This window comes from Halorubrum sp. CSM-61 (assembly GCF_003781945.1).
In the GTDB taxonomy this organism is placed as follows: domain Archaea; phylum Halobacteriota; class Halobacteria; order Halobacteriales; family Haloferacaceae; genus Halorubrum.
In genome coordinates this window covers 123,889-143,755 of record NZ_RJJW01000001.1, presented here as the reverse complement: position 1 = coordinate 143,755, position 19,867 = coordinate 123,889, and the positions used below count along the sequence as shown (strand labels likewise).

Below are 19,867 nucleotides of genomic sequence, written 5' to 3'. Positions count from 1 at the left end.
ACGTGACGGTCGACGCCGGTTACTCCGGCTCCGCACAGGCGGGGACGCGATCGGCGGGGTCTCCGCCGACCTCGTCGCCCTCGTCGTCGTCGCGCTCCCACTCGCCGACGCGCTCCGCGACCCGCCGGCGGTTCACCTCGCCGACGCGGTCGGCCACCTCGTCGACCATCGCTTCGAGGTCGGCCTGAACCGGGCTGTCGTCGTCGCGGACCGTCGGCCCGTCGGCGGTCTCCGTGTCGAAGTCCGGGTGGACCGGAAGCGTTCCGACCACTGGCACGTCGTAGTCGGCGTGAATCTCGTCGGCGCCGCCCTCGCCGAACACCCGGTGGGTGTCGCCGCACTCGGGGCAGCGGAACGCGCTCATGTTCTCGACGACGCCGAGGACGGGCGCGTCGTGGTCCGCGAACAGCCGGAGCCCCTTTCGCGCGTCCGCCACCGCCATCTCCTGTGGCGTCGTCACGACGACGACCCCGGCGATCGGCAGGGTCTGGAGCAGGTTCAGCGAGGCGTCGCCCGTCCCCGGCGGGAGGTCGACGATCAGGTAGTCGAGCTGGCCCCACTCCACGTCGTTGATGAACTTCATCATCACGTTGTTCACCATCGGCCCGCGGAGCACGGCCGGGTCGTCGCCGTCGGGGAGCAGGTGCTCCGTGCTCATCACCATGACCCCGTCCGAGCGCGGCGGGACGATGTCCCCCTCGGGCAGCATGCCCGGCTCGTTCTCGGTTGGGAGGAGGCGCGGGACGTTCGGGCCGTGCACGTCGGCGTCTAAGATTCCGACGCGGGCGCCGCGCTCCTTGAGCCCCGCCGCGAGGTTGGACGCGACGGTGGTCTTGCCGACGCCGCCCTTCCCGGAGGCGACGGCGATCACGTTGCGGACGCCGGGTAACACGTCGGCCTCGAAGCCGTGTTCCTCGCCGAACTGCGCGCGGAGATCGTGGTCGAGACCGGCGTCGGAGACGACCTCGCGGACCGCGTCGCCGATCTCGATCTCGGCGGGCGCGTAGGGGGCGTTGAACGCCAGCGACACCTCCGCGGCGTCGCCGTCGACGGTCACGTCGTTCACGAGGCCCATCGAGACGATATCGTCGTCGTTGCGCGGGTCCTCGACGGTCGCGAGTCGGTCGAGCAGGTCGGATTCGGTGGCGGTGTCGGTGTCTGAGTCGGTCATGGTGGTGTCGGTTGGCGGTGGTGTGGTCAGTCGCGCAGCGGCGATCGGTAGTCGGTTGATCGGCGAGCGGTTCCTCGGGAGCGACGGGGGCGGTGAGGGCAGCGTTCAGAAGAACACCGCCCCGATGACGAGCGTCGCGACGAACAGCCCGCCCCACAGCACAGTCGTCAGGCCGGCGAGGTAGCCGACGCCGAGCAGTCCCTTCGCGCGGTCGCTCGGGTCGCCGACGAACCACGCGGCGACCATCGCGTACACCGGCGCGAGGACGATCCCGAAGATGAGGTACGTCCCGGGGCCGACGAACGGCAGCGTGTACTCCGGGGAGCTGGCGAGCGGAACCGGGGACGCGGCGAGCGCGGTCGACGCCGCCGCGGACACGGTCGACGCGAACGCGGACACGGTCGACGCGAACGCGGTCGCGGCGAGCGTCATGGGTTCACCTCCTCGTGGTCGTCTTCGATCGCGTGCAGTTCGACGACGGGGATCACCTTCGAGACGACGAGGAAGAACAGCACGACGATCCCGATCGTCCCGAGCAGCGCGGACAGCTCGGTGGGCGAGGGGACGTACGCGCCGGGGACCCCGTCGTACAGGGCGAAGTGCGCGTGCTGGAGCCCCTCGACGACGAACAGCACCTTCTCGGCGAGGGTGCCGGCGAGCACGCCGACGGAGAGGGCGACCATCGTCCGGATGTCAAACAGGTCCGGGCGCAGCGACGTCGCGAACGCGTACAGCATGGCGAGCGCGACGAGCCCGATCGCGACCCAGTACAGCGGCGTCGCGATCTTCACCTCGGTCGCGTGCTGGAGCGTCGTCGGCGCGGCGAAGATCCCGGTGATCACCTGCTGGAGCTGCAGCCACAGGAAGATGAGGCTGAAGAAGCCGAGCCACTGGCTCAGCCCCCGGAACACCGCGTCCGGGATGAGCTCGTCCCAGCCGTACGCGTACCGGAACGCCGCGGCGATGATGATGATCCCGCTGACCGCGGAGGTCAGCGCGATGGAGAGGAACGACGGCCCCTGGACCCCGCCGGCCCAGCCGGCCATCGAGGGCAGCAGCGCGAACAGCCACGGGATCACCCCCCCGTGGAGCAACAGCGGCGCCATGATGATGATCGCGAACGCGATCCACCAGACCATCCGCTCGACGACCTCGTCCTCCTTCTCGGAGTAGCCGACCATCAGCGCGTCGTACAGCGGGTCGAGCGGGCTCGGCAGTCGGTCGCGGAGCCGGTGGATGTCGTAGCGGATCGTCAGGGCGAGGTACGTCGCCGTCAGCACGAAGTAGGCCGTGATGACGGTCACGTCCCACATCAGCGGCGACCACTGGACGCGGGTTGGCCACGCGGGGACCACGCTCGTCACCAGCCGGTCCGGGCGACCGACGTGGATGAGGATGAACAGGCCGGCGCAGGTCAGCGCCGCGATGGTCAACAGCTCGGCCAGCCGAGCGACCGGCTGGTAGGTGTCCATCCCCAGCAGGCGGACCGCCGCCGACAGGATGATCCCGCCGTGAGCGATGCCGACCCACCAGATGAACGCGCCGATGTACAGCCCCCACGGGACGCCGCCGCCGGAGCCCCAGTCGGAGAGGTTGGTGACGATCAGCCCGTGCCGGAGCTGCTGGTAGTAGAAGACCAGCCACACGCCGATCAGGCCGAGCCCCACCGCCAGCGCGGCGAGGTACCGCTTCGAGAACGTCTGGATCGGCCGGACGAGCGTGTCGCGGTCGACGCCCGTCACGTCGACGCTCACGCGCTCTCACCCCCTTGGGTCGCGGACGCCCCCTCGTCGAGCACCTCCTTCCGGTCGTCGGTGAGACCCATGTCCTCGTAGGCGACGGGGCCCTCCACCTGTTCCGCGTGCGGCGAGGGTTCGTTGCCGACGAACCGGACGTTCGGCTCGGTGCCGCGCTCCTCCATCAGCTTGAACGTCGAGGTCGTGTGCTCCTTGCGGTTGGGGAACTCCGAGAGGTCGTTGTCCTGACCCTCCCGGTACTCGTCGAGGTGCTGGTTCGGCGGGCTCTCCGGGTCGTTGAGGTCGCCGAAGTGGATCGCGTCCATCGTGCACGCCTCCTCGCAGGCGGTGGTGCCGATCTTGTCTTCGCCCATCTGGCCGTCCTGCCGGTCGACGCAGAAGGTGCATTTGCCCATGACGCCCTCCGGCGGGCGGGAGCCGACCCATCGGCCGCGATCGTCGATCTGGTGGTCGTCGTCGACCTCGGACTCCGGCACGTCGGGCTCGCCCCACTGGAAGTAGTTGACGCCGTATGGACACGACACCTCGCAGTACCGACAGCCGATACAGATGTCGTAGTCGGTGAGCACCAGGCCGTCCTCCTCGCGGGTGTGCCGGGCGCCGACGGGACACACCTTCGTACACGGGGAGTCGGTGCAGTGCTGGCAGGTGCGCGGGAGGAAGTTCGTCTCGTCGCCCTGGCCCTCGTCCTCGAAGGCGAAGACGTACATCCAGTTGGCCCCGCGCGAGAGGTTGTGCTCCTGGTCGCACGCGGCCATACAGGCGAGACACCCGTCGCAGTTGTTGAGGTTGATCGTCATCCCCCAACGGGTGCCCTCGCCCTCGTCGCCGCCGCCGGCGCCGCCTCCTTCTCCGTCGCCCTGGCCCGCGGCGTTCTGCGCGGTTCCCCAGCCGGCGATCCCCATCGCGCCGGCCGCCGCGGCGCCCTTCTTCATCACCGAGCGCCGGGACTCCTCGCCGTCGGGGTCGATCCCCTGCAGCGCGGAGCCGATCCGGTCGAGGAAGCCCACGTCGTCCGGGTCGGCCTCGTCGGGGTCCGGAAGGTCGATCTCGCGATCGTCGATGTCGAACTCCTCGACGATGCGGTCGTGGTACCGCCGGTAGAACTCGAGCTCGGAGAGCTCGCCGGCCGACACGCGCTGCGCGTCGCGGCCCATCTCCAAGCCGAGCTCCGTGTCGTACTCCGTCTCGTCGAGGAGGCGCCTGTTCCGTTCCTCGTCGTCTCCGGGAGGTGGTGACTCGTCCGTGCTCATAACTTGTGTTGTGGTGATCGCGTTTGCGTCAGCCTCCGGCCGCGAGTGCGGCTCCCAGCCGAGGGACCGGCGTCGACCCCGCGCCACCGCTCTCGATCAGCGCGTGCGTCGGCGTTCGCGGTCGCGGTTTGTCGGCGGACACGGCGTGACGACCCCGTTGTCGATCGCAGGGGACCAGCCCCCTGAATCGTTCCTCGCGTTCCAACCCCGTGGGAAGGCGTCCGAACGGGTTCGCCAAGAGCGTAATAAACGACGGCCGGAGCGGACCAACTTTACCGGGTGGCGGACCAATTGCTCCCGATGAACGAGACGACGCGCGAGGCGGTTCGAACGCGAGCGCAATCGCACCGGGCGCGGCTGCTCTCGGTCCTGCGCGTGCAGTACCCCGACGCGCTGGCCGACCGCGGCTACCGCCTGCTCCACCCGACGACGGGGGACCCGTACGCCGGAGAGCGGCGGCACCTGGTCGCGACCTGCCGGTCGGTCGCCAACTTCGCGACCGGTGCGCTCGCCGACGGCCCCGACTGGTGTCTCGACGCCGCCGAACACGGCCTGCGGTTCCTCCGCGAGGCGCACCGCGCCGGCGACGGGGGGTATCACCTCGTCGTCGACGCTGACGGCGAGCCGGTCGACCGGACGCGGTCGGCGTACGGCCACGCGTTCGTCCTGCTGGCGTACGCCCGTGCGGTGGACGCCGGGATCGAGGGAGCGGAGCGCGGCCTCGACGAGACTCGCGCGCTGATCGACGACCGCTTCCGCGACGACCGGGGGCTCTTCCGGAGCGACTGCGACGCGGACTGGACCGAGCGGGAGCCGTACCGCGGTCAGAACGCGAACATGCACGCCTGCGAGGCGTACCTCGCCGCCTACGAGGCGACCGGAGACGAGCAATGCCTCGACCGCGCGCGTCGCGTCGCGAAGGCGATCACGGTCGAACTCGCCGCCGAGACGAACGGCCTGCTGTGGGAACACTACACGGCGGACTGGGAGCACGACTTCGCGTACAACGAGGACGCGCCGCGCCACCAGTTCCGACCGCCGGGGTACCAGCCGGGCCACCACGCGGAGTGGGCGAAGCTGCTCGCGCTGCTCGACCGGCACGGGGGCGGAGCGGGCGGGGGCGATGCGTCCGGGAGTCCCGACTGGTACGTCCGCGCCCGCGAGCTGTTCGACGCCGCCGTCGACCACGGCTGGTCGGAGAACGGGTTCGTCTACACCCACGCGGCGGACGGGTCGCCGATCGTCGAGGACCGATACGGCTGGGCGCTCGCGGAGGCGATCGGCGCGTCCGCGGCGCTCGCGGAGCGCGCGGCGGCCCGCGGCGACGCCGACGAGGCCGACCGGCTCCGGGGCTGGCACCGACGGTTCCTCGTCCGAACCGACCTGTTCCGCGGGCCGGCGGGCGTCTGGTACGAGAAGCGCCTGCCCGCGGACGCCGACGGCGACCTCGTCGCGCAGGACCCGCCGGGGGTCGAGCCCGACTACCACCCGGCGGGCGCGTTCTTCGAGGGGTGGCGGTCCGCGCGGACGGAGCTGTCGGACGGGTGAGGCGGGGAAAAACCGGGACCCCTCGCCGACGGTGTCAAAGCGCGGTCGGGATCTGACGGTCGATCCGGTCGACAAGTTCCGGGCAGAACGTCCAGAATCCGTCCCACACGTTCGGATCGTCCCCGAGAGCGACGAGCGCGGCGTGTGCCGTCGGCACGACGAGTCCCGGGACGGCCGGCGTCGACGCAGCGCCGCCGGGAGCGGAAAGCCCCGAACCGAAATCGCCCGTCACTCCCCGTCCCAGTCGCGCCGCACCGGCGTCTCGCTGGCGTCGACGTTCGCCAGCAGCCACGCGGTCGCCTCGTCGAGCGCGCCTCCGTCGGTCCCGGTCACCTTCAGCCGGTTGTGCTCCGCCTCGCGGTCGGGGTAACAGCCGACGGCGACGTCGAAGCGCTCGCCCGCCGTCTCCAGCGCGGGGACGATGTCCGACTCGGGCTCGACGGTGTAGAGGAACCGCGACCGCCGGTCGCCCGCGAACTCGTCGGCGACCGACCCGAACATCGCCTTCAACTCCTCGGGGATTCCCGGCATGACGTAGACGCCCTCGATCACGCACCCCGGCGCGAGCCCGGGATCGTTCAGCAGCGGGCGGCTCCCGGTCGGGATCGACGCCTCGGCCTCGACGTCCACGTCGACGTCGCTGTCGGGGAGCCGCTCGCGGACCTCGGCCAGCCGTCGCTCGACCGCCTCGCGCGTCAGGTCGGTCGGGGCCAGCTCGCGGTCGAACGCGTCGGCGACCGCCTCCATCGTCACGTCGTCGGGGGTCCCGCCGAGCCCGCCGGTGACGATCACGGCGTCGAACGCGTCGGCGTAGCTCCGGACCCGCTCCGCGATGACCGCCCGGTCGTCGGGCACGGAGAGGATCCGCTTCACGGCGACGCCGCGGTCGCTCAGCTCCGCGGCGAGCCAGTTGGCGTTCGTGTTCACCGTGTCGCCCGCGAGCAGTTCGTCGCCGATCGTGATCAACGCGACCTCCATTACCCGATCGGAGGGTCGGCGCACGGATGTGCGTTTCCCGTCGGACGCGACCCCGACGCGTCTCCGGACCCCTATTGAGCCCACAATACCGGTCCCGCGCGTCCGGTACCTCTATTATAAGCGTTTACGAGCCCCGTGCGCGACCGATGCGGTATGGCAACGACGACCGATCCGGCGGACGGGCGCCCGGAGCTGCTGGACGACGCGGGGGAGGCGGTCCGGATCGAGCGCCGGCGCGTCGCCGACGAGCGCGAGGCGCTCCGCACCTTCCGCGGACGCGTCGCGTCCGTCCCGTCGGAACCGATCCGAACCGACGGCGGGGCGGGGACCGTCGCGGGCGGTCGCGGACCGATCGGGGCCACCGGCGGATCCGGGGGGATCGGACCCGCCGGACCCGCCGGGCACGCCGGAACCGCCGCCTCGGGGCCGCCGGCCGGCTCCGGACTCGTCGCGGTGCGGGACGCGTACCGCGAGACGGTGATGTCCGTCCCCCACTACGAGGTCGAGTACGACGACACCTACGAGCGGAGCGTGGCGGAGGAGTTCGGCCCCGAGCTCGCGTACGCGCTCACTCGGTGCTCGCGGTTCCACGCCGAGTGCAAGCGGTCCCTGATCGACGCGGCAGAGACCGCGATCGAGGAGCGCGAACGGTTCGTCCGGACCGTCGAGTCGGAGGCGGAGTCGGTCGACCGGGCCGCGTCCCGGCTCGCGCCGATCCGGAGCGAGGTCGCGTCGACCGCGCGGACGGAGTTCTCGAAGGACGGGTTCGGGACGCTCGACGCGTACCGCGCCCGGACCGAGGCCCTGATCGACGACTGCGACCGGATCGCCGCGCGCCGCCAGCGAGAGCTCGCGTCCCACGAGCGCGACCTCGCGATCGACGGCGACGTCGACGTTCCCTCGTACCTCTACCAGCGCCTCGATGCGACGTACCCGGTACTGGCGACGGTCGGCGCCGTCGGCGACCGGCTCGACGACCTGAAGCGACGGATCGAACGCGCGATGGCCGAGGCGTAGGCGACCGAGAGCGCGAGCGGTTCGGCGATCGACTCGGGCGCCCGAACCGACGGGTCGCAGCCTACTCGCCCGCGGCAGCCGCGTCCGCTTCCAGCCCCGACCCGATCGGCGGTCGGAGCAGGAGTGCCGCCAGCCCCGCGGCGATCGCGAGCCCACCGCCGAGCGCGAACGTCGGGACCCAGCCGGCGGTCGCGACGAGGTAGCCGGTCACGGTGCCGGCGAAGACCCCGCCGCCGACCTTGGCGGTGTAGAGGACCGCGTAGTTGCCCGAGGAGTTCCGCGCCCCGTAGTAGTCGGCCAAGAGCGAGGGGAAGTAGACGTACAGCGGCGAGGAGAAGAACATCGCGCCCAACACGAGCGCGACGAACGCGACTCCGGACCCCGACGAGCCCGCCGCGATGAGCGCGAGGCGGAAGAGTCCGGCTAAGACGAAGGAGACGGCCATCACCCGCTTGCGGTCGAAGCGGTCCGAGGCCTCGCCCAGGATCATCCGCGAGACGCCGGCGGCGACGGGGAGGAGGGTCGCCGACGCGGTCGCGACGACCGCCGCCAGCCCGAACTGCTCCGCGAACCGGACCACGTTCGCGATGACGACGAGGTCGGCGGCGGCGGCCGCGACGAACATCGCGTACAGCAGCCAGAACTGCCACGTCGAGAGCATCTCGCGGGTCGTGTACGCGCGACCGCGGAGCGACGCGGCGAGGTCGTCGCTTCGGTCCTCGCCCTTTTCGTCGTCGCTTTCCGCCCCCTCCCCGTCGTCTAACCCGAGCCAGTCGTCGGGCGGGTCCCGGAGGAGGAACGCGCCGACGAGCGTCACGACGAGGATGCCGAGCCCGACGTTCCGGAGCACGTCGCTGTAGGCGGCGACGGTGGCGTTCGCGCGAACGTACGGGACCACGAGCGCGCTCCCGCCCGCGAACGCCATCGTCCCGACCCCGGTGGTGAGCCCCGTCCGGTCGGGGAACCACTTGACCGCGGTGTTGACCGCGACCGTATACACGATCCCCACGCCGATCGCGCCCAGCGAGTACAGCAGGTACAGCTGCCAGAGCGCCGTCGCGTAGGCGAGCCCGACGTACCCCCCGCCGGCGAGCAGGGCGGCGAGGAACGTGAGCGCGCCCGGCCCGCGGCTGTCGCGCCACTTCCCGGCCGGGAACTGCGAGAGCGACTGGAAGACGACGTAGAAGGAGAACACCGCGCCGAGCGCCGGCAGGGCGATGTCGAGGCTCTCGGCCAGCGGCTGTTCGATCGACGACCAGACGTACTGATAGGGGCTCACCGCCGCCATCATCCCCGCCGCGGCGACGATCTGCCACCAGCGCGAGAAGCCGAGGATCTCGGCGGCCCGGCCGGCGTAATCGACGCCGTCGCCGTCGTCAGCCATCCTCACCGTCCGTCGCGCGTCGGGTCGTGTCGTGAGTCATGAGTGCGAGGCCGGCCCGTCCCCCGGACCGGCGGTTCGTGTTCCGACGCTGTCGGCACGCGGGAATAAAACGCGCCGTCGGGGAGGTTCTTGCCCCCTCATCAGGGATCCGAACGGGTCCCCCCCGTCGACGAAAGGCACTATCACGATAGTTCACTACATCGTTTCGGAAGAAATCGTTTGCCGATCTATCGCTCCCGAATCTTGACGGATCGATCGTATCTGCGGATGAATAATGATAATCGTCTATCCTGTCGAAAATCGTTAAGAGGCGTCCCGTGCAACGTGAAACCAAGAACGTCGGCGTCCCGGACCCGGGGCGCCGAGAGCACGAACTCATGTCCGCCGACCGAGACACCGCCGACACGACCCACGAATCGTCCGCCGCCGACTCGTCCGTCCCCGAATCGACCGTCGCCGAGTCGCCCGCTGCCGAATCACCTGTCCTCGAGTCAGCCGCCGCCGAATCGCCCGCCGCCGGCCGCTTCGAGCGCGTCCTCGTGGTCACCCGCGACGACGACGCTGGCCGGGCCGCGGTCGAGACGGGGATCGACCTCGCGGCGGCCCAAGGCGCGGCCGTCGACGCGCTGTACGTCGTCGACGACACCGAGGGGTGGGACGTGGTCGTCGAGCGGCGCGAGCGCACCGGCGAGCGACTCGTCGAAGACGCCGCGGAGCGCGGGGCGGACGCCGGGGTCGACGTGGAGAAGCGGTTCCGCTACGGCACCCCCTACGAGCAGGTGCTCGACTTCGCCGACGCGCACGACGCGGACCTGATCGTCGTCGGCTCCGCGCGCCGGACGGGACTCGACCGGCTCGTCCACCCCGAGCCGGTCCCGGTCCGGGTCCAGCGCGGCGCCTCGGCGCCCGTGATGGTCGTCGGTCCCGACGACGCCTGAGACTGACCGGCCCCGAGACTGATCGACCCCGGTTCCGAGCGACCGATTAAGTGACTCCGTCCCCTGCCTTCGACCGTGACACACATCGGTATCGTCGGCGCGGGCGCGGGGGCGGCGGCCGCGGCGTTCGCCGTCGACGGCGCGGTCCCGGACGCGGACGTGACGGTCTTCGAGAAGTCCGGCGGGCTCTGCGGCCGCGCGGCGACCCGCCGCCGCGGCGAGCTGACGTACGACTACGGCGCGAACTACCTGAAGGCCGACCACGAGCGCGTCGTCGAGCTGATCACGGAGACGCTCGACGACGAGGGGCTCGTGGACGTGACCGAGCCGATCCACGTCTTCGACGCCGACGGCGAGGTCTCGCCCGGCCGCGACGCGGACGAGCACAAGTGGAGCTACCGGCGGGGGCTCACGCAGATCGCGAAGCGGCTGTTCGGGCGGACCGACGCGACGGTCCACCGCCGGACGCGGATCGAGGCGGTCCGTCGGGTCGGCGACCGGTGGGAGGTCGACGACGCCGACGGGGAGACGCGGGGGCCGTTCGACGCCCTCCTGTTGAACCCGCCGGCGCCCCAGACCGCGGCGCTCCTCCGAGACGCGGAGTGGGACTCGCCGGTCCGCGAGGCGCTCGTCGACGCGGTCGGCGACGTGGCGTATCGGACGGTCTGGACCGCGGTGTTACGCTACCCCTTCTCGCTCGACGTGCCCTACTACGGCCTCGTCAACACCGACAAGGAGCACGCGGTCGGGTGGGTCTCCCGCGAGGAGTGCAAGCCCGGCCACGTCCCGGACGTCGAGAGCCTGCTCGTCGTGCAGGCGAACCACGAGTGGTCGGTCGAGCGCTACGACGCGGACCCGGCCGAGAACGTCGCGGCGCTGGCGGACCACGCCGCCGAAGTCGTCGGCGACGACCGCCTCGCGGACCCGGTCTGGACCGACCACCAGGGGTGGCGGTACGCCCAACCCGAGGGGGGCGTCGATCGCGGCCCCGTCGACTCCGCGCGTCGCGAGGGGCTGTACCTCCTCGGCGACTGGGTCGCCGGCGAGGGGCGGCTCCACGCCGCGCTCGCGAACGGCCTCGACACCGGCGAGCGGGTTGCGTACGGGATCTGAGTCGCGAACCGATACGAGAACCGTGGTGAGGGATAGCGGGAGTGGATATATCGATATGGTGGAGTGGTTGTTTATAAGCGATCGAGTGGTGTTGCTGGCGGCTGTTTATAAGTGATCGACGGTATTGCGGTGAAGACCTGCAAAGCCCCAGCCGTGAGGGCGGCGCACGCTCGCCGCGCTCCTCACTCGGTCGCGTTGCTCCCTCGTTGCGGTGCTCGCGTCGCCTGCGCCGTCCACAGCGGCTGCCCCTTTGAGTCCCACCCGACCGCTCAGCACCGCAGCCTCACACCTCCCCAGCCTCGTCACCGGACTACGTCCGGTTGCTAGCGAGAGCTTCGCTCTCGCCCTGTCGCTGGCGCAGCAGCGCCAGCGACTCCCTCGCGCGTGCACCTCGGCCGCGAAGCGGCCTCGGAGGCACGCAGGGAGGCGCAACGCGCCTCTTGCAGCCGGCGGCTCTGCCGCCGGCGACGCCACTGCACGTCATTTATAAGCGATCGTCGCTGTCGCTCGTAGCTCGTTTAAATACTGTTTCGCCGCCACCGATCTGCAATACCCACTCCCGTTATCGATCGGGAGGCGGTCTCTCCTCGCTCTCCTGACGCTGCTGCCATCGGTTGAGGGCGTTCATGGCTGGACTCGCACTCATTCCGTGCAGGACGATCGACAGCAGGACGATGAATCCGACGAGGGCCCAGAGCTGGTCCGCCGCGACGAGGAGCTCGATCTCCCGAAACGACGACTCCGCCAAGGCGTGAGAGAGGTAGTAAAACGAGCCGATCCCGCGAATGCCGAAGAACCCGATCACGGCTCGCTCGGGCCAAGAAGCGGCCGTCCCGACAAAGCTGAGGATCCCGGCCACCGGTCGAACTACCAGGAGAAAGACCACCCCGACCAGCGCTTCGATCCACGTTAAGGGCCCTAACAGTCCCCCGGCGATAGCGCCCCCGAACAGCACGAGAACCGTCGCCATGAGGAGCCGTTCGGCGACGACGGCGAAGTCGTGAAGCTCCACGTAGTAGTCGTGTTTCCACTCGAAGTGCCTGAGCGTCAGCGCCCCCACGAACACGGCGATGAAGCCGTACCCTCCCAGCAGCTCGGTCACGCCGTACGCGATCAGCGTCACGGCCAGCGCCTCGACTCCTGCCATCACCTCCTGACCGTCTCCTATGATCTCGGCGACGCTCTCGGTCGCGGGCAGCCGGAACAGAAATCGCCCCGTGATCTCGCCGATCACGTAGCCGAGGACGGCCCCCGCCGCGATCTTGTAGAGGACGTCGACGAGGAACCAGTCGATCAGCCAGGCCCGAGACGCTCCCTCCACGAGCGCCGCCCCGGCCGCCGCGATGGCCAAGTTCGTGAGCGGAAACGCCAACCCGTCGTTGAAGCCGGCCTCGGCGGTGAGCGAAAACCGGACCGTCCCCTCCCGCTGCGTCGGGCCCTGCTCCGTTTCGAGTTCCGTCAGCGGCGCGTTCGCCGCGACGTCCGACGCGAGCACCGGATCGGTCGGCGCGATCACGGCGCCGAGCAGGATGGCCGTGGCCGGCAACAGGCCGAGGACCCCCCACGCCAGGACCGCCATCACCCCGGCCGTGAGAGGGAGTGCGATGACGAGCAGCCGCCACGCCGCGGACCATCCCTTGACGGAAAACGGGCGGTCGATCTTCAGCCCGGCCCCCATAAGCGAGATGATCACGACGAGTTCGGTGAGCCGTTCGGTTAGATGGGAACTCCCGATCGGATCGATGGACGGCGTCCCGGGAATAACCCCGAACAGGAGGAGTCCGAACCCGACGTAGATGATCGGAAACGACAGCGGGCGGTGTTCGAGCAGCCGCGGCAGAATGGCCGTCCCCAGGATCGCGACGCCGATGATAAGCAACCCGACTTCATACGCAGCCATTTCATTATTATTGAGTATCAGGCTATGAAAAAACCAAGGTTGGCTACTTATATTCTCAGGTACGTGAATATCTTAAATTCGAATACGTCACCCACTCATGAACGTGGAAAAGAACAGAGTGCGTTTCGATCGACTACCGGTCGATGGCACCGGCCGTGGTCGCGATCACGGCCGAAAACGGGCGGTAATACCCCGGCGAAATCCCCTACGCGAAGGTGTCGACGATCGTCCCCGTGTCCTCACCGGTGGTGTAGTAGTAGCCGCCCTCCTCCGAGAGGCCGCCCCAGTCGGCCCAGCTCCCCTCGTAGTTGCGGACGTCCTCGAAGCCGAGCTGATCGAGGACGAACCAGCCGACCGACGCTCGGATCGCGGTCTGACAGTAAGCGATCGTCGTCTCGTCGGCCGAGAGGCCGGCGTCGTCGATCCACAGCGTCTCCAGCTCCTCGGGCGAGCGGAGCCGCCCGGCCTCGTCGTCGACGCTCTGGACGAAGTTGAGGTTGGTCGCGCCGGTTACGTGGCCGAACCGGTCGAGGTCGCCGCGCTCGTCGACGCCCCAGTACTCCTCGGGCGAGCGCATGTCGAGGATCGGGACCGCGGCGCCGTCCTCGTCGACGTTGTCGGCGACGAACTCCCGGGTCGCGACCACGTCGAGGTTCAGATCGGGCTCGTAGGTGGCCTCCTGCGTCTCGGGCTCCTCCGAGACGGTCTCGCCGCCGGCGGCGTCCCAGACGGTGAACCCGCCGTCGAGCAGGCTCACCTGCCCCTCGTGGCCGAGCGCGTTGAGCGTGTAGACCGCGTACGTCTCCCAGAGGTTCGCCTCCGCGCCGTACACCACCACGTCGTCGTCGGGCTCGATCCCCGCCTCCGAGAGCGTCCACGCGATCGCCTCGGGAGAGACCTGGAACCCGTCCGCGGTCTCCTCGGCGTAGGTGTCCAGCATCTCCGAGTCCGGGAAGTGGTACGCGCCGGGGATCCGGCTCTCGCCGAACGCCTCCTCGTCGCGGGCGTCGAGCAGGTGCACGTCGTCGAGGTTCGATTCGAGCCACTGGCCGTCGACGACGCCGTCGAACTCGGCGGCCGCGGGCGTCGTGTACGCCGCCGGCTCTTCGCCGCCGTCGCTCGACCCGAGACAGCCGGCCGTCGCCGCGAGCGCCGCGCCCGCCGAAGCCAACACCGATCGCCGAGAGGTCCGCACGGATCTGTCGTCCATTCGATCGCCGATTGCGGCGGGGTCCCGATAACCCTGTTACTCGAGGCCCGTGTTACCGTCGGCTCCGACGCGAGTCGCGTCGGCGTCCCCGTCACCGGACAGATTTGCGAGGCCGACCGCTCGTCGACGTTCACTCCCGCACGCCGACGACCGTGTAGGCGAACCCGCGGTCGGCGATCCGCGGGTCGAACCCCGCCTCGGCGAGGTCGGCGGCGAGGTCCGCGGGCGTGCGGAACCGCGACTCCATTCCGATCGCGTGCTCGCTCGCGGCGAGGGCCCTCCCCAGTGGGTGGGTCGGGTCGAACTCCCGGACCACGAGCGCGCCGCCGGGAGCGAGCACGCGCGCGGCCTCCTCGATGGCGGCCGCCTGGTCCGAGAGGTGGTGGAACGCGTCGACGACCGTCGCGGCGTCGACCGACCCGTCGCGGAACGGCAGTCGCCCCGCGTCCCCGGCGACGCCCGAGAGATCGCGGTGCTCCCGAGCGCGCGCCAGCATCCCCAGCGAGGCGTCGACGACGGTGATCTCCGGGCCGGTCAGCGCGGCAGCGGCGCGCCCGGAGCCGCCTCCCACGTCGAGCAGTCGGTCGATCGGGCGGGTCGCGTGGTCGAGCCCCGCGGCCAGCGCCTCGCCGTCGGCCGGCGGCATGACGCGGTCGTACAGCGGCGCGATCCGGTCGAAGAAGCGAACGTCGCCGAGGCCGTACATGGCGGCGATCGGCGGCGACGGAACTTAAAAACCGGCAGCGCGGAGCCCCCGGTCATTTACCTCGGCGCGCCGTACCGCCCGCCATGGAGTACGCGTTCCTCGGCGGCCCGGGCTCGGGGGCGACGCTGCGGCTCGACTACCGAGCGTTCGCGTACGCCGGCAAGTTCGTCGTCGGCGCGCCGGGCAAGGCGGTGATGCGGACTCCCGACGGCTCGCCGGCGGTCCCCGAGTGGGAGCCGGACGATCCCCTCCCGCCGACCGTGGACGCGAGCGAGTTCGACGACGACGTGGTCGCGGCGGTCTCCTTCTCGCCGGACCGGACCGACTCCGACCGCTGTCGTCTCCGGTACGTCACCGTTCACGCCGCGCGTCGCGGGGAGGGGCTCGGCCCGCGGCTGATCGACCGGACCGTCTCCCGGCTCGCGGCCGACGGGTACGACCGGGTGCGGATCGCGGTCAACAACCCGTTCGCCTACGCGGCGCTCTCGAAGTGCGGCTTCGCGTACACGGGCGAGGAGACCGGCATCGCCGAGCTGGAGCTCGAGCGCCCGGCGGACGAGCCGGCGGCGGGGAGCGATATCGGGGAGGAGCGATACCGCGCGGGACTCCGCGCCTTCCGCGACGCCGACCGCAAGCTCGACCCGGTGGAACGGGAGTTCGTCGCGGCGCGCCTCGGGGAGGGCGAGGAGTAGCCGGACCTCCGCTCGCCGCGGAGCCCCGCCGTCAGTTCAGCGCCCAGATCCCGTAGTTGAGCGCGGTCGCGAAGCAGACCCACGCGAGGTACGGGACGAGCAGGAGGGCGGCCCGCCGGTCGACCCGGTCGAACGCGGCGATCGTCGCGACGACGAGCGGGAGCAGGATCCCGAGGACGACGAGCCCGAGGTCGGCGCGTTCGAGGCCCCAGAAGACGGGCGACCACGCGACGTTGACGGCGAGCTGGACGGCGAACAGCCCGAGCGCGACCCGGGCGGCGCGGGCGAGCCGTCCCGACCCGCCGGCGCGTCCGTCACCCTCGCGGCCGCCGAGGTAGACGAGCGCGGCCGCGGCGCCGATCAGCGCGTACAGGACCGGCCACACGACGCCGAACGCCCAGCTCGGCGGGTAGTAAGCGGGGAGATTGAGCCCGGCGAACCACGCGCTCTCGGTGGCGGTGAAGGGGACGCCGAGCGCGCCGATCAGGTTGACCGCGACCGCGGCGGCGACGAGGAGGAGGGCGTCGCGACCGTTGGAGGGGCGCGCAGCGGCTGAGGGGGTCATGCCTGACGGTACGCGCGCGAGCGGCTTAAAAGGCCCTCAGCGCGCCGCTCGGCGCCGTCGAGTCAGATCACGTCGTAGTCCTCCCGGAACGTCTCCAGCGTGGCCGCGAGCACTCCGATGACGATGGGACCGACGAACAGCCCGGTGAACCCGACGGAGTAGATCCCCCCGAACACCCCGAGGAGGATCACCGCCGGGTTCAGGTGCGCCTGCTGGTCGATGACGATCGGGCGCGCGTAGTTGTCCACCATCGCGACCACGAACACGCCGTACAGCGCGAGCAACACCCCCGCGGTCACCTGGTCGACCGCGACGAGGTACGCCGCCGCCGGCCCCCAGACGAAGAACGCCCCGATCAGCGGCAACAGCGCCAACACCGCCATCACGAACGTCCAGAAGACGACGTTGGGGATCCCGACCGCCCAGAGCCCGACGCCCGCGACCAGCGCCTGTAACAGCGCCACGACGATGTGACCGATCACGACCCCGCGGGTCATCGCGTCGACGCGGTCGACGAGGTCCGCGGTGACGTTCGACGGGAGCGGGCTCGTCTGGCGGATCCACTTCACGAACGCCGGCCCGTCGAGCAGGGTGTAGTAGACTAAGAACAGCGCCAGCGAGAGCCCGACCGACGCGCGGATCGCGGTGGTGACGATCCCCCCGACGCCGCCGAACAGCGTGTTGGCGATCGCCTGCCCGGCCGTCGCGAGAACCTCGCCGACCTCGACCTGTTCGCCGGTGAGCGCCGCGATCTCCGCCTCGATGGCCGCGACGTCGACGTCGGAGTCGCCCCGCGCGATCTCCGTGAGGTCGCGGACGAACACCCACGAGATGTACCCGAGCGGGAGGATGACGGCGACGATCGACGAGAGGATTAAAAAGAGCGCGGACAGCATATTGCCCACTCGGCGCGACAGCGACTCGCGGAGCCGGTCGGAGAGCACCCCCCGGAACCGCCGCGAGAGCCGCACGTGGAACGGGTAGAGGACGTACGCGAGGATCGCGGAGGCGATGACGTACTCGACGAACGGACTGATGACGAAGAGCGTCAGGAGCGCGACCGAGCCGATGAGGAGGAGCAGGAACGATTGCCCGCGGTTCATGTCGGCCGGTCGCGCCGTCGACGTATAAACGTGGCCGGCGAGTCCGAACGCGACCGGTCCGTGTCCGGCCCGCGGACTCCCGATCAGGCGCTCGCCTCGTCGTCGTCGAGCCCCGGCGCGGCGGACGGGTCGACCTCGTCCGGCTCCTCCCGGTCGCCGCCGGCGACCGTCTCCCCGTCGTCGGTCTCGACGTACACGTCGTCGGCGAAGCCGGCCCGCGCGTTCTCGTACTCCGGCGTCTCAAGCTTCTCGGGCGTTTCGGGGGCCTCGACGACGCCTCCCGCGGGGACGAACTCGCCGAGCGGGTCGTCGATCGTGATCCCGTGTTCGCCGAAGAAGGACTCGTAGCGGCGGTAGTGCTGTTCCAGCTCGTCGCCCGGGATCTCCATCATCTCCGTCCAGCCGTGATTGAAGAAGTCGAAGTTGGCCTGCACGTGGGTGATCTCGCGGGCCTCCGCCTCCGGAAAGCCGGCTTCCAGGGCGGCGACGTAGGCGTCCATCGTCGCGTCGAAGAAGCTGTCGAGGTGGTCGCGGCGCTCCTCGCGGCGGTCCTCGTCGGCCTTGTTGAGGAAGATGCTCGTGTGGAGGTCGACGAGCTTGTCGTTCGCCACGTCGCCGACGACCGGCGTCGTCAACGCCTTCTTGGCGGCCCAGTGGCGGATGTTCTGCCGGATCTTCATGGGGTCGGTTGGGTGGCGACGACCTTGAATCTGTGGCGAGGCGAGCGCTTCTCGATCCCTCGGGCTCGCGCGGATCGGTCGTCGATCGCGTCCTCGACCCGGCTTTGCGGGAGTGTAGCACGGCTTCGCACGCGGATGACAACCCACATTAACCATGAATCCGAACGCCCGCGTATGAGCGATTCGTACGTGATCATCGGTGACGGTATCGCGGGCGCGTCGGCGGCCGAGACGCTCCGCCAGGAAGCCCCCGACGCCGAGATCACGGTTCTCACGGACGAGGGTGAGTCCCTCTACAACCGGATCCTGATCAAGGAGTACGCGAAGGGGAAGCTCCCCGAGGCCCCGATCTCGATCCATCAGGAATCGTGGTACGACGACCACGACGTCGACCTCCGGCTCAACACGGTCGTCGTCGACATCGACGTCGCGAACGACGCGGTCCACACCCACGAGGGGGAGACGTTCGAGTACGACTCCCTCCTCCTCGCGGTCGGTGGCACCCCGCAGCAGCTCCCGGTCGACAACTCCGACGCCGACGGGATTCACCACTTCTGGACGTTCCAAGACGCCCGCAACATCAAGGAGAGCGTCGAGGACGCCGAACGGGCCGTCATCGTCGGGGCCGGCCTCTTGGGGATCGACTTCGCGGCCATCTGCGGCGCGCAGGACGTCGAGGCGAAGTACCTGATGCGCGGCGACGCCTGGTGGCGCTACGCGCTCTCCGAGGAGGGCGCGGAGATCATGCACGAGGCGATGCGCGAGCGCGGCGTCGATCCCGTCTTCGACTCCGGCGTCGATCACTTCGAGGTCGACGACGACGGCCACGTCGAGGCCGCGGTCGACCCGAACGGCGAGCGCTACGAGTGCGACTTCGCGGGCGTCGCCATCGGGCTGAACTTCAACACCGAGCTCGTCGAGGACACGTCGATCGAGACGGAGAACGGGATCGTCGTCGACGAGTTCATGCGCACCACCGTCGACAACGTGTACGCCGCGGGCGACATCACCACGTTCAACGACCTGGTCCTCGGCGAGCAGGCGAAGAACGGCTCGTGGGGGTCGGCCAAAGAGCAGGGGACGATCGCCGCCCGCAACATGCTCGAGTACGGCAGCGACGAGTTCGAGTGGGTCTCCTCGTACTCGATCACCCACTTCGACTTCCCGTTCCTCTCCTTCGGCCACCCGACGATCGGCGACGAGTCGGTCGAGGCGACCACGGCCGAAGGCGAATGGCGTCGCGTCGCGCTGAAGGACGGCAAGGTCGTCGGCGGCGTGCTCATCGGCGACCTCTCGCCGCAGTCGGCGTTCAAACAGCTGATGCGCGAGGGCCGCGACGTGAGCGACCAGACGGACCTCCTGATGGAGCCCGGCTTCTCCGTCGACGACCTCGCGGCCGCGACCGAACAGCAGTAGCCGTCCCTCGACGCTCCCCGCTCCCCTTGTCTCGGCCGGCAGCGTTCTTCTCGACGACTTGTGACCGCGATCCGCCGTGCTCGAGACACCCACCGGCGACAAGTTTATCACGAATAATGGTGTATGTTACCGTATGTCACTCCGAGAGTCGAACAGACGGATGCGGCTCCGACGAACGGGTATCATTCCGGCGGACGCACGGGTCCGCCACTACGACGAGCTCGGCGAGGAGACGCAGGTGACAGTCCGCGAGCTCGCCGGGCGACCGCGGACGGCGCCGGAGGCCGACGACCTCGACGACGGCGACGTGGTGAAGTTCACCGACTACTACGAGGTCCGCGCGCGCTGAGTCGGGGATTCGGTGAGGTATCTGGTGGTCGCGGAGCCGTCGTCTCGCTCGCCGCCCGTTTTCCGCGGAACGCGGGCGGTCGCGGAA

At 70.0% G+C, this 19,867-nt stretch carries 19 protein-coding genes and 1 pseudogene; 7 read left to right on the top strand and 13 right to left on the bottom strand.

The window, feature by feature from the left end; all coding sequences use genetic code 11:
* Window positions 1-19: 19 nt before the first annotated feature.
* From EDM04_RS00715 to EDM04_RS00700, 4 genes are all read right to left on the bottom strand, one after another.
* Window positions 20-1,171: an Mrp/NBP35 family ATP-binding protein gene (locus tag EDM04_RS00715; RefSeq protein ID WP_123619269.1), complete on the bottom strand. Its 1,152-nt coding sequence runs from the start codon at window positions 1,169-1,171 to the stop codon at window positions 20-22.
* Between the two features lie 105 nt (window positions 1,172-1,276).
* A complete protein-coding gene (locus EDM04_RS00710; RefSeq protein ID WP_123619268.1) occupies window positions 1,277-1,603 on the bottom strand; it encodes a hypothetical protein in 327 nt (108 codons plus the stop codon).
* Entirely contained in the window at window positions 1,600-2,925 is a 1,326-nt protein-coding gene (nrfD, locus tag EDM04_RS00705) for an NrfD/PsrC family molybdoenzyme membrane anchor subunit (protein ID WP_123619267.1), read from the bottom strand. Before nrfD ends, EDM04_RS00710 begins: the two co-directional genes overlap by 4 nt.
* Complete coding sequence (locus EDM04_RS00700) at window positions 2,922-4,181, bottom strand: 4Fe-4S ferredoxin N-terminal domain-containing protein (protein ID WP_123619266.1); 1,260 nt, start codon at window positions 4,179-4,181, stop codon at window positions 2,922-2,924. Before EDM04_RS00700 ends, nrfD begins: the two co-directional genes overlap by 4 nt.
* Before the next feature lie 300 nt (window positions 4,182-4,481).
* Here EDM04_RS00700 and EDM04_RS00695 point away from each other — a divergent pair, with 300 nt between their 5' ends.
* Window positions 4,482-5,729, top strand: a complete 1,248-nt coding sequence (locus tag EDM04_RS00695; RefSeq protein WP_123619265.1) for an AGE family epimerase/isomerase — start codon at window positions 4,482-4,484, stop codon at window positions 5,727-5,729.
* 34 nt (window positions 5,730-5,763) lie between these two features.
* Here EDM04_RS00695 and EDM04_RS00690 read toward each other — a convergent pair.
* Both EDM04_RS00690 and EDM04_RS00685 read right to left on the bottom strand, forming a co-directional pair.
* A pseudogene (locus EDM04_RS00690) lies at window positions 5,764-5,874 on the bottom strand (histidine kinase); the annotation flags it as partial.
* Window positions 5,875-5,957: 83 nt separating this feature from the next.
* A complete protein-coding gene (locus EDM04_RS00685) occupies window positions 5,958-6,707 on the bottom strand; it encodes a molybdopterin-binding protein (RefSeq protein ID WP_123619264.1) in 750 nt (249 codons plus the stop codon).
* A gap of 153 nt (window positions 6,708-6,860) precedes the next feature.
* Here EDM04_RS00685 and EDM04_RS00680 point away from each other — a divergent pair, with 153 nt between their 5' ends.
* A complete protein-coding gene (locus tag EDM04_RS00680) occupies window positions 6,861-7,724 on the top strand; it encodes a hypothetical protein (protein ID WP_206424401.1) in 864 nt (287 codons plus the stop codon).
* Between the two features lie 61 nt (window positions 7,725-7,785).
* On the opposite strand, the gene EDM04_RS00675 is transcribed toward EDM04_RS00680, so the two are convergent.
* Entirely contained in the window at window positions 7,786-9,108 is a 1,323-nt protein-coding gene (locus EDM04_RS00675) for an MFS transporter (RefSeq protein ID WP_123619263.1), read from the bottom strand.
* 317 nt (window positions 9,109-9,425) lie between these two features.
* Here EDM04_RS00675 and EDM04_RS00670 point away from each other — a divergent pair, with 317 nt between their 5' ends.
* Window positions 9,426-10,046, top strand: a complete 621-nt coding sequence (locus EDM04_RS00670) for a universal stress protein (RefSeq protein ID WP_241154832.1) — start codon at window positions 9,426-9,428, stop codon at window positions 10,044-10,046.
* Between the two features lie 75 nt (window positions 10,047-10,121).
* Window positions 10,122-11,159: an NAD(P)/FAD-dependent oxidoreductase gene (locus tag EDM04_RS00665; RefSeq protein WP_123619262.1), complete on the top strand. Its 1,038-nt coding sequence runs from the start codon at window positions 10,122-10,124 to the stop codon at window positions 11,157-11,159.
* Between the two features lie 562 nt (window positions 11,160-11,721).
* On the opposite strand, the gene EDM04_RS00660 is transcribed toward EDM04_RS00665, so the two are convergent.
* The 3 genes from EDM04_RS00660 to EDM04_RS00650 all read right to left on the bottom strand — a co-directional run bounded on the left by EDM04_RS00660 (window position 11,722) and on the right by EDM04_RS00650 (window position 14,975).
* Entirely contained in the window at window positions 11,722-13,059 is a 1,338-nt protein-coding gene (locus tag EDM04_RS00660) for a sodium:proton antiporter (protein WP_123619261.1), read from the bottom strand.
* Window positions 13,060-13,264: 205 nt separating this feature from the next.
* Window positions 13,265-14,269 carry a sulfurtransferase gene (locus EDM04_RS00655; protein WP_206424400.1) on the bottom strand — a complete coding sequence of 335 codons (1,005 nt, stop codon included), beginning with the start codon at window positions 14,267-14,269 and terminating at the stop codon, window positions 13,265-13,267.
* A gap of 130 nt (window positions 14,270-14,399) precedes the next feature.
* Window positions 14,400-14,975, bottom strand: coding sequence for a class I SAM-dependent methyltransferase (locus tag EDM04_RS00650; protein WP_123619260.1), 576 nt, complete (start codon window positions 14,973-14,975; stop codon window positions 14,400-14,402).
* An 83-nt stretch (window positions 14,976-15,058) separates the two neighbouring features.
* Here EDM04_RS00650 and EDM04_RS00645 point away from each other — a divergent pair, with 83 nt between their 5' ends.
* Complete coding sequence (locus EDM04_RS00645; RefSeq protein ID WP_123619259.1) at window positions 15,059-15,667, top strand: GNAT family N-acetyltransferase; 609 nt, start codon at window positions 15,059-15,061, stop codon at window positions 15,665-15,667.
* Between the two features lie 31 nt (window positions 15,668-15,698).
* Here the strand turns inward: EDM04_RS00645 and EDM04_RS00640 are convergent, their stop codons facing one another.
* The 3 genes from EDM04_RS00640 to EDM04_RS00630 form a co-directional block, all read right to left on the bottom strand.
* Window positions 15,699-16,232 (bottom strand): TspO/MBR family protein, encoded by a 534-nt coding sequence (locus EDM04_RS00640; protein WP_123619258.1) that lies wholly within the window; start codon window positions 16,230-16,232, stop codon window positions 15,699-15,701.
* 62 nt (window positions 16,233-16,294) lie between these two features.
* Window positions 16,295-17,335: an AI-2E family transporter gene (locus EDM04_RS00635; RefSeq protein ID WP_123619257.1), complete on the bottom strand. Its 1,041-nt coding sequence runs from the start codon at window positions 17,333-17,335 to the stop codon at window positions 16,295-16,297.
* Window positions 17,336-17,418: 83 nt separating this feature from the next.
* Window positions 17,419-18,015, bottom strand: coding sequence for a DUF6149 family protein (locus tag EDM04_RS00630; protein WP_123619256.1), 597 nt, complete (start codon window positions 18,013-18,015; stop codon window positions 17,419-17,421).
* A 174-nt stretch (window positions 18,016-18,189) separates the two neighbouring features.
* On the opposite strand from EDM04_RS00630, the gene EDM04_RS00625 reads away from it, so the two are divergent.
* Together EDM04_RS00625 and EDM04_RS00620 are read left to right on the top strand one after the other, a co-directional pair.
* Window positions 18,190-19,431, top strand: coding sequence for an NAD(P)/FAD-dependent oxidoreductase (locus EDM04_RS00625; RefSeq protein WP_123619255.1), 1,242 nt, complete (start codon window positions 18,190-18,192; stop codon window positions 19,429-19,431).
* A 160-nt stretch (window positions 19,432-19,591) separates the two neighbouring features.
* A complete protein-coding gene (locus tag EDM04_RS00620) occupies window positions 19,592-19,780 on the top strand; it encodes a hypothetical protein (RefSeq protein WP_123619694.1) in 189 nt (62 codons plus the stop codon).
* Window positions 19,781-19,867 lie beyond the last annotated feature (87 nt).

Coding starts and splice junctions, on each gene's coding strand:
- EDM04_RS00715 (WP_123619269.1), bottom strand. CDS start 1,171: ATGACCGACTCAGACACCGACACCGCCACCGAATCCGACCTGCTCGAC.
- EDM04_RS00675 (WP_123619263.1), bottom strand. CDS start 9,108: ATGGCTGACGACGGCGACGGCGTCGATTACGCCGGCCGGGCCGCCGAG.
- EDM04_RS00645 (WP_123619259.1), top strand. CDS start 15,059: ATGGAGTACGCGTTCCTCGGCGGCCCGGGCTCGGGGGCGACGCTGCGG.
- EDM04_RS00640 (WP_123619258.1), bottom strand. CDS start 16,232: ATGACCCCCTCAGCCGCTGCGCGCCCCTCCAACGGTCGCGACGCCCTC.
- EDM04_RS00630 (WP_123619256.1), bottom strand. CDS start 18,015: ATGAAGATCCGGCAGAACATCCGCCACTGGGCCGCCAAGAAGGCGTTG.
- EDM04_RS00655 (WP_206424400.1), bottom strand. CDS start 14,269: ATGGACGACAGATCCGTGCGGACCTCTCGGCGATCGGTGTTGGCTTCG.
- EDM04_RS00700 (WP_123619266.1), bottom strand. CDS start 4,181: ATGAGCACGGACGAGTCACCACCTCCCGGAGACGACGAGGAACGGAAC.
- EDM04_RS00650 (WP_123619260.1), bottom strand. CDS start 14,975: ATGTACGGCCTCGGCGACGTTCGCTTCTTCGACCGGATCGCGCCGCTG.
- EDM04_RS00620 (WP_123619694.1), top strand. CDS start 19,592: ATGCGGCTCCGACGAACGGGTATCATTCCGGCGGACGCACGGGTCCGC.
- EDM04_RS00635 (WP_123619257.1), bottom strand. CDS start 17,335: ATGAACCGCGGGCAATCGTTCCTGCTCCTCCTCATCGGCTCGGTCGCG.
- EDM04_RS00660 (WP_123619261.1), bottom strand. CDS start 13,059: ATGGCTGCGTATGAAGTCGGGTTGCTTATCATCGGCGTCGCGATCCTG.
- EDM04_RS00710 (WP_123619268.1), bottom strand. CDS start 1,603: ATGACGCTCGCCGCGACCGCGTTCGCGTCGACCGTGTCCGCGTTCGCG.
- EDM04_RS00625 (WP_123619255.1), top strand. CDS start 18,190: ATGAGCGATTCGTACGTGATCATCGGTGACGGTATCGCGGGCGCGTCG.
- EDM04_RS00685 (WP_123619264.1), bottom strand. CDS start 6,707: ATGGAGGTCGCGTTGATCACGATCGGCGACGAACTGCTCGCGGGCGAC.
- EDM04_RS00680 (WP_206424401.1), top strand. CDS start 6,861: ATGGCAACGACGACCGATCCGGCGGACGGGCGCCCGGAGCTGCTGGAC.
- EDM04_RS00695 (WP_123619265.1), top strand. CDS start 4,482: ATGAACGAGACGACGCGCGAGGCGGTTCGAACGCGAGCGCAATCGCAC.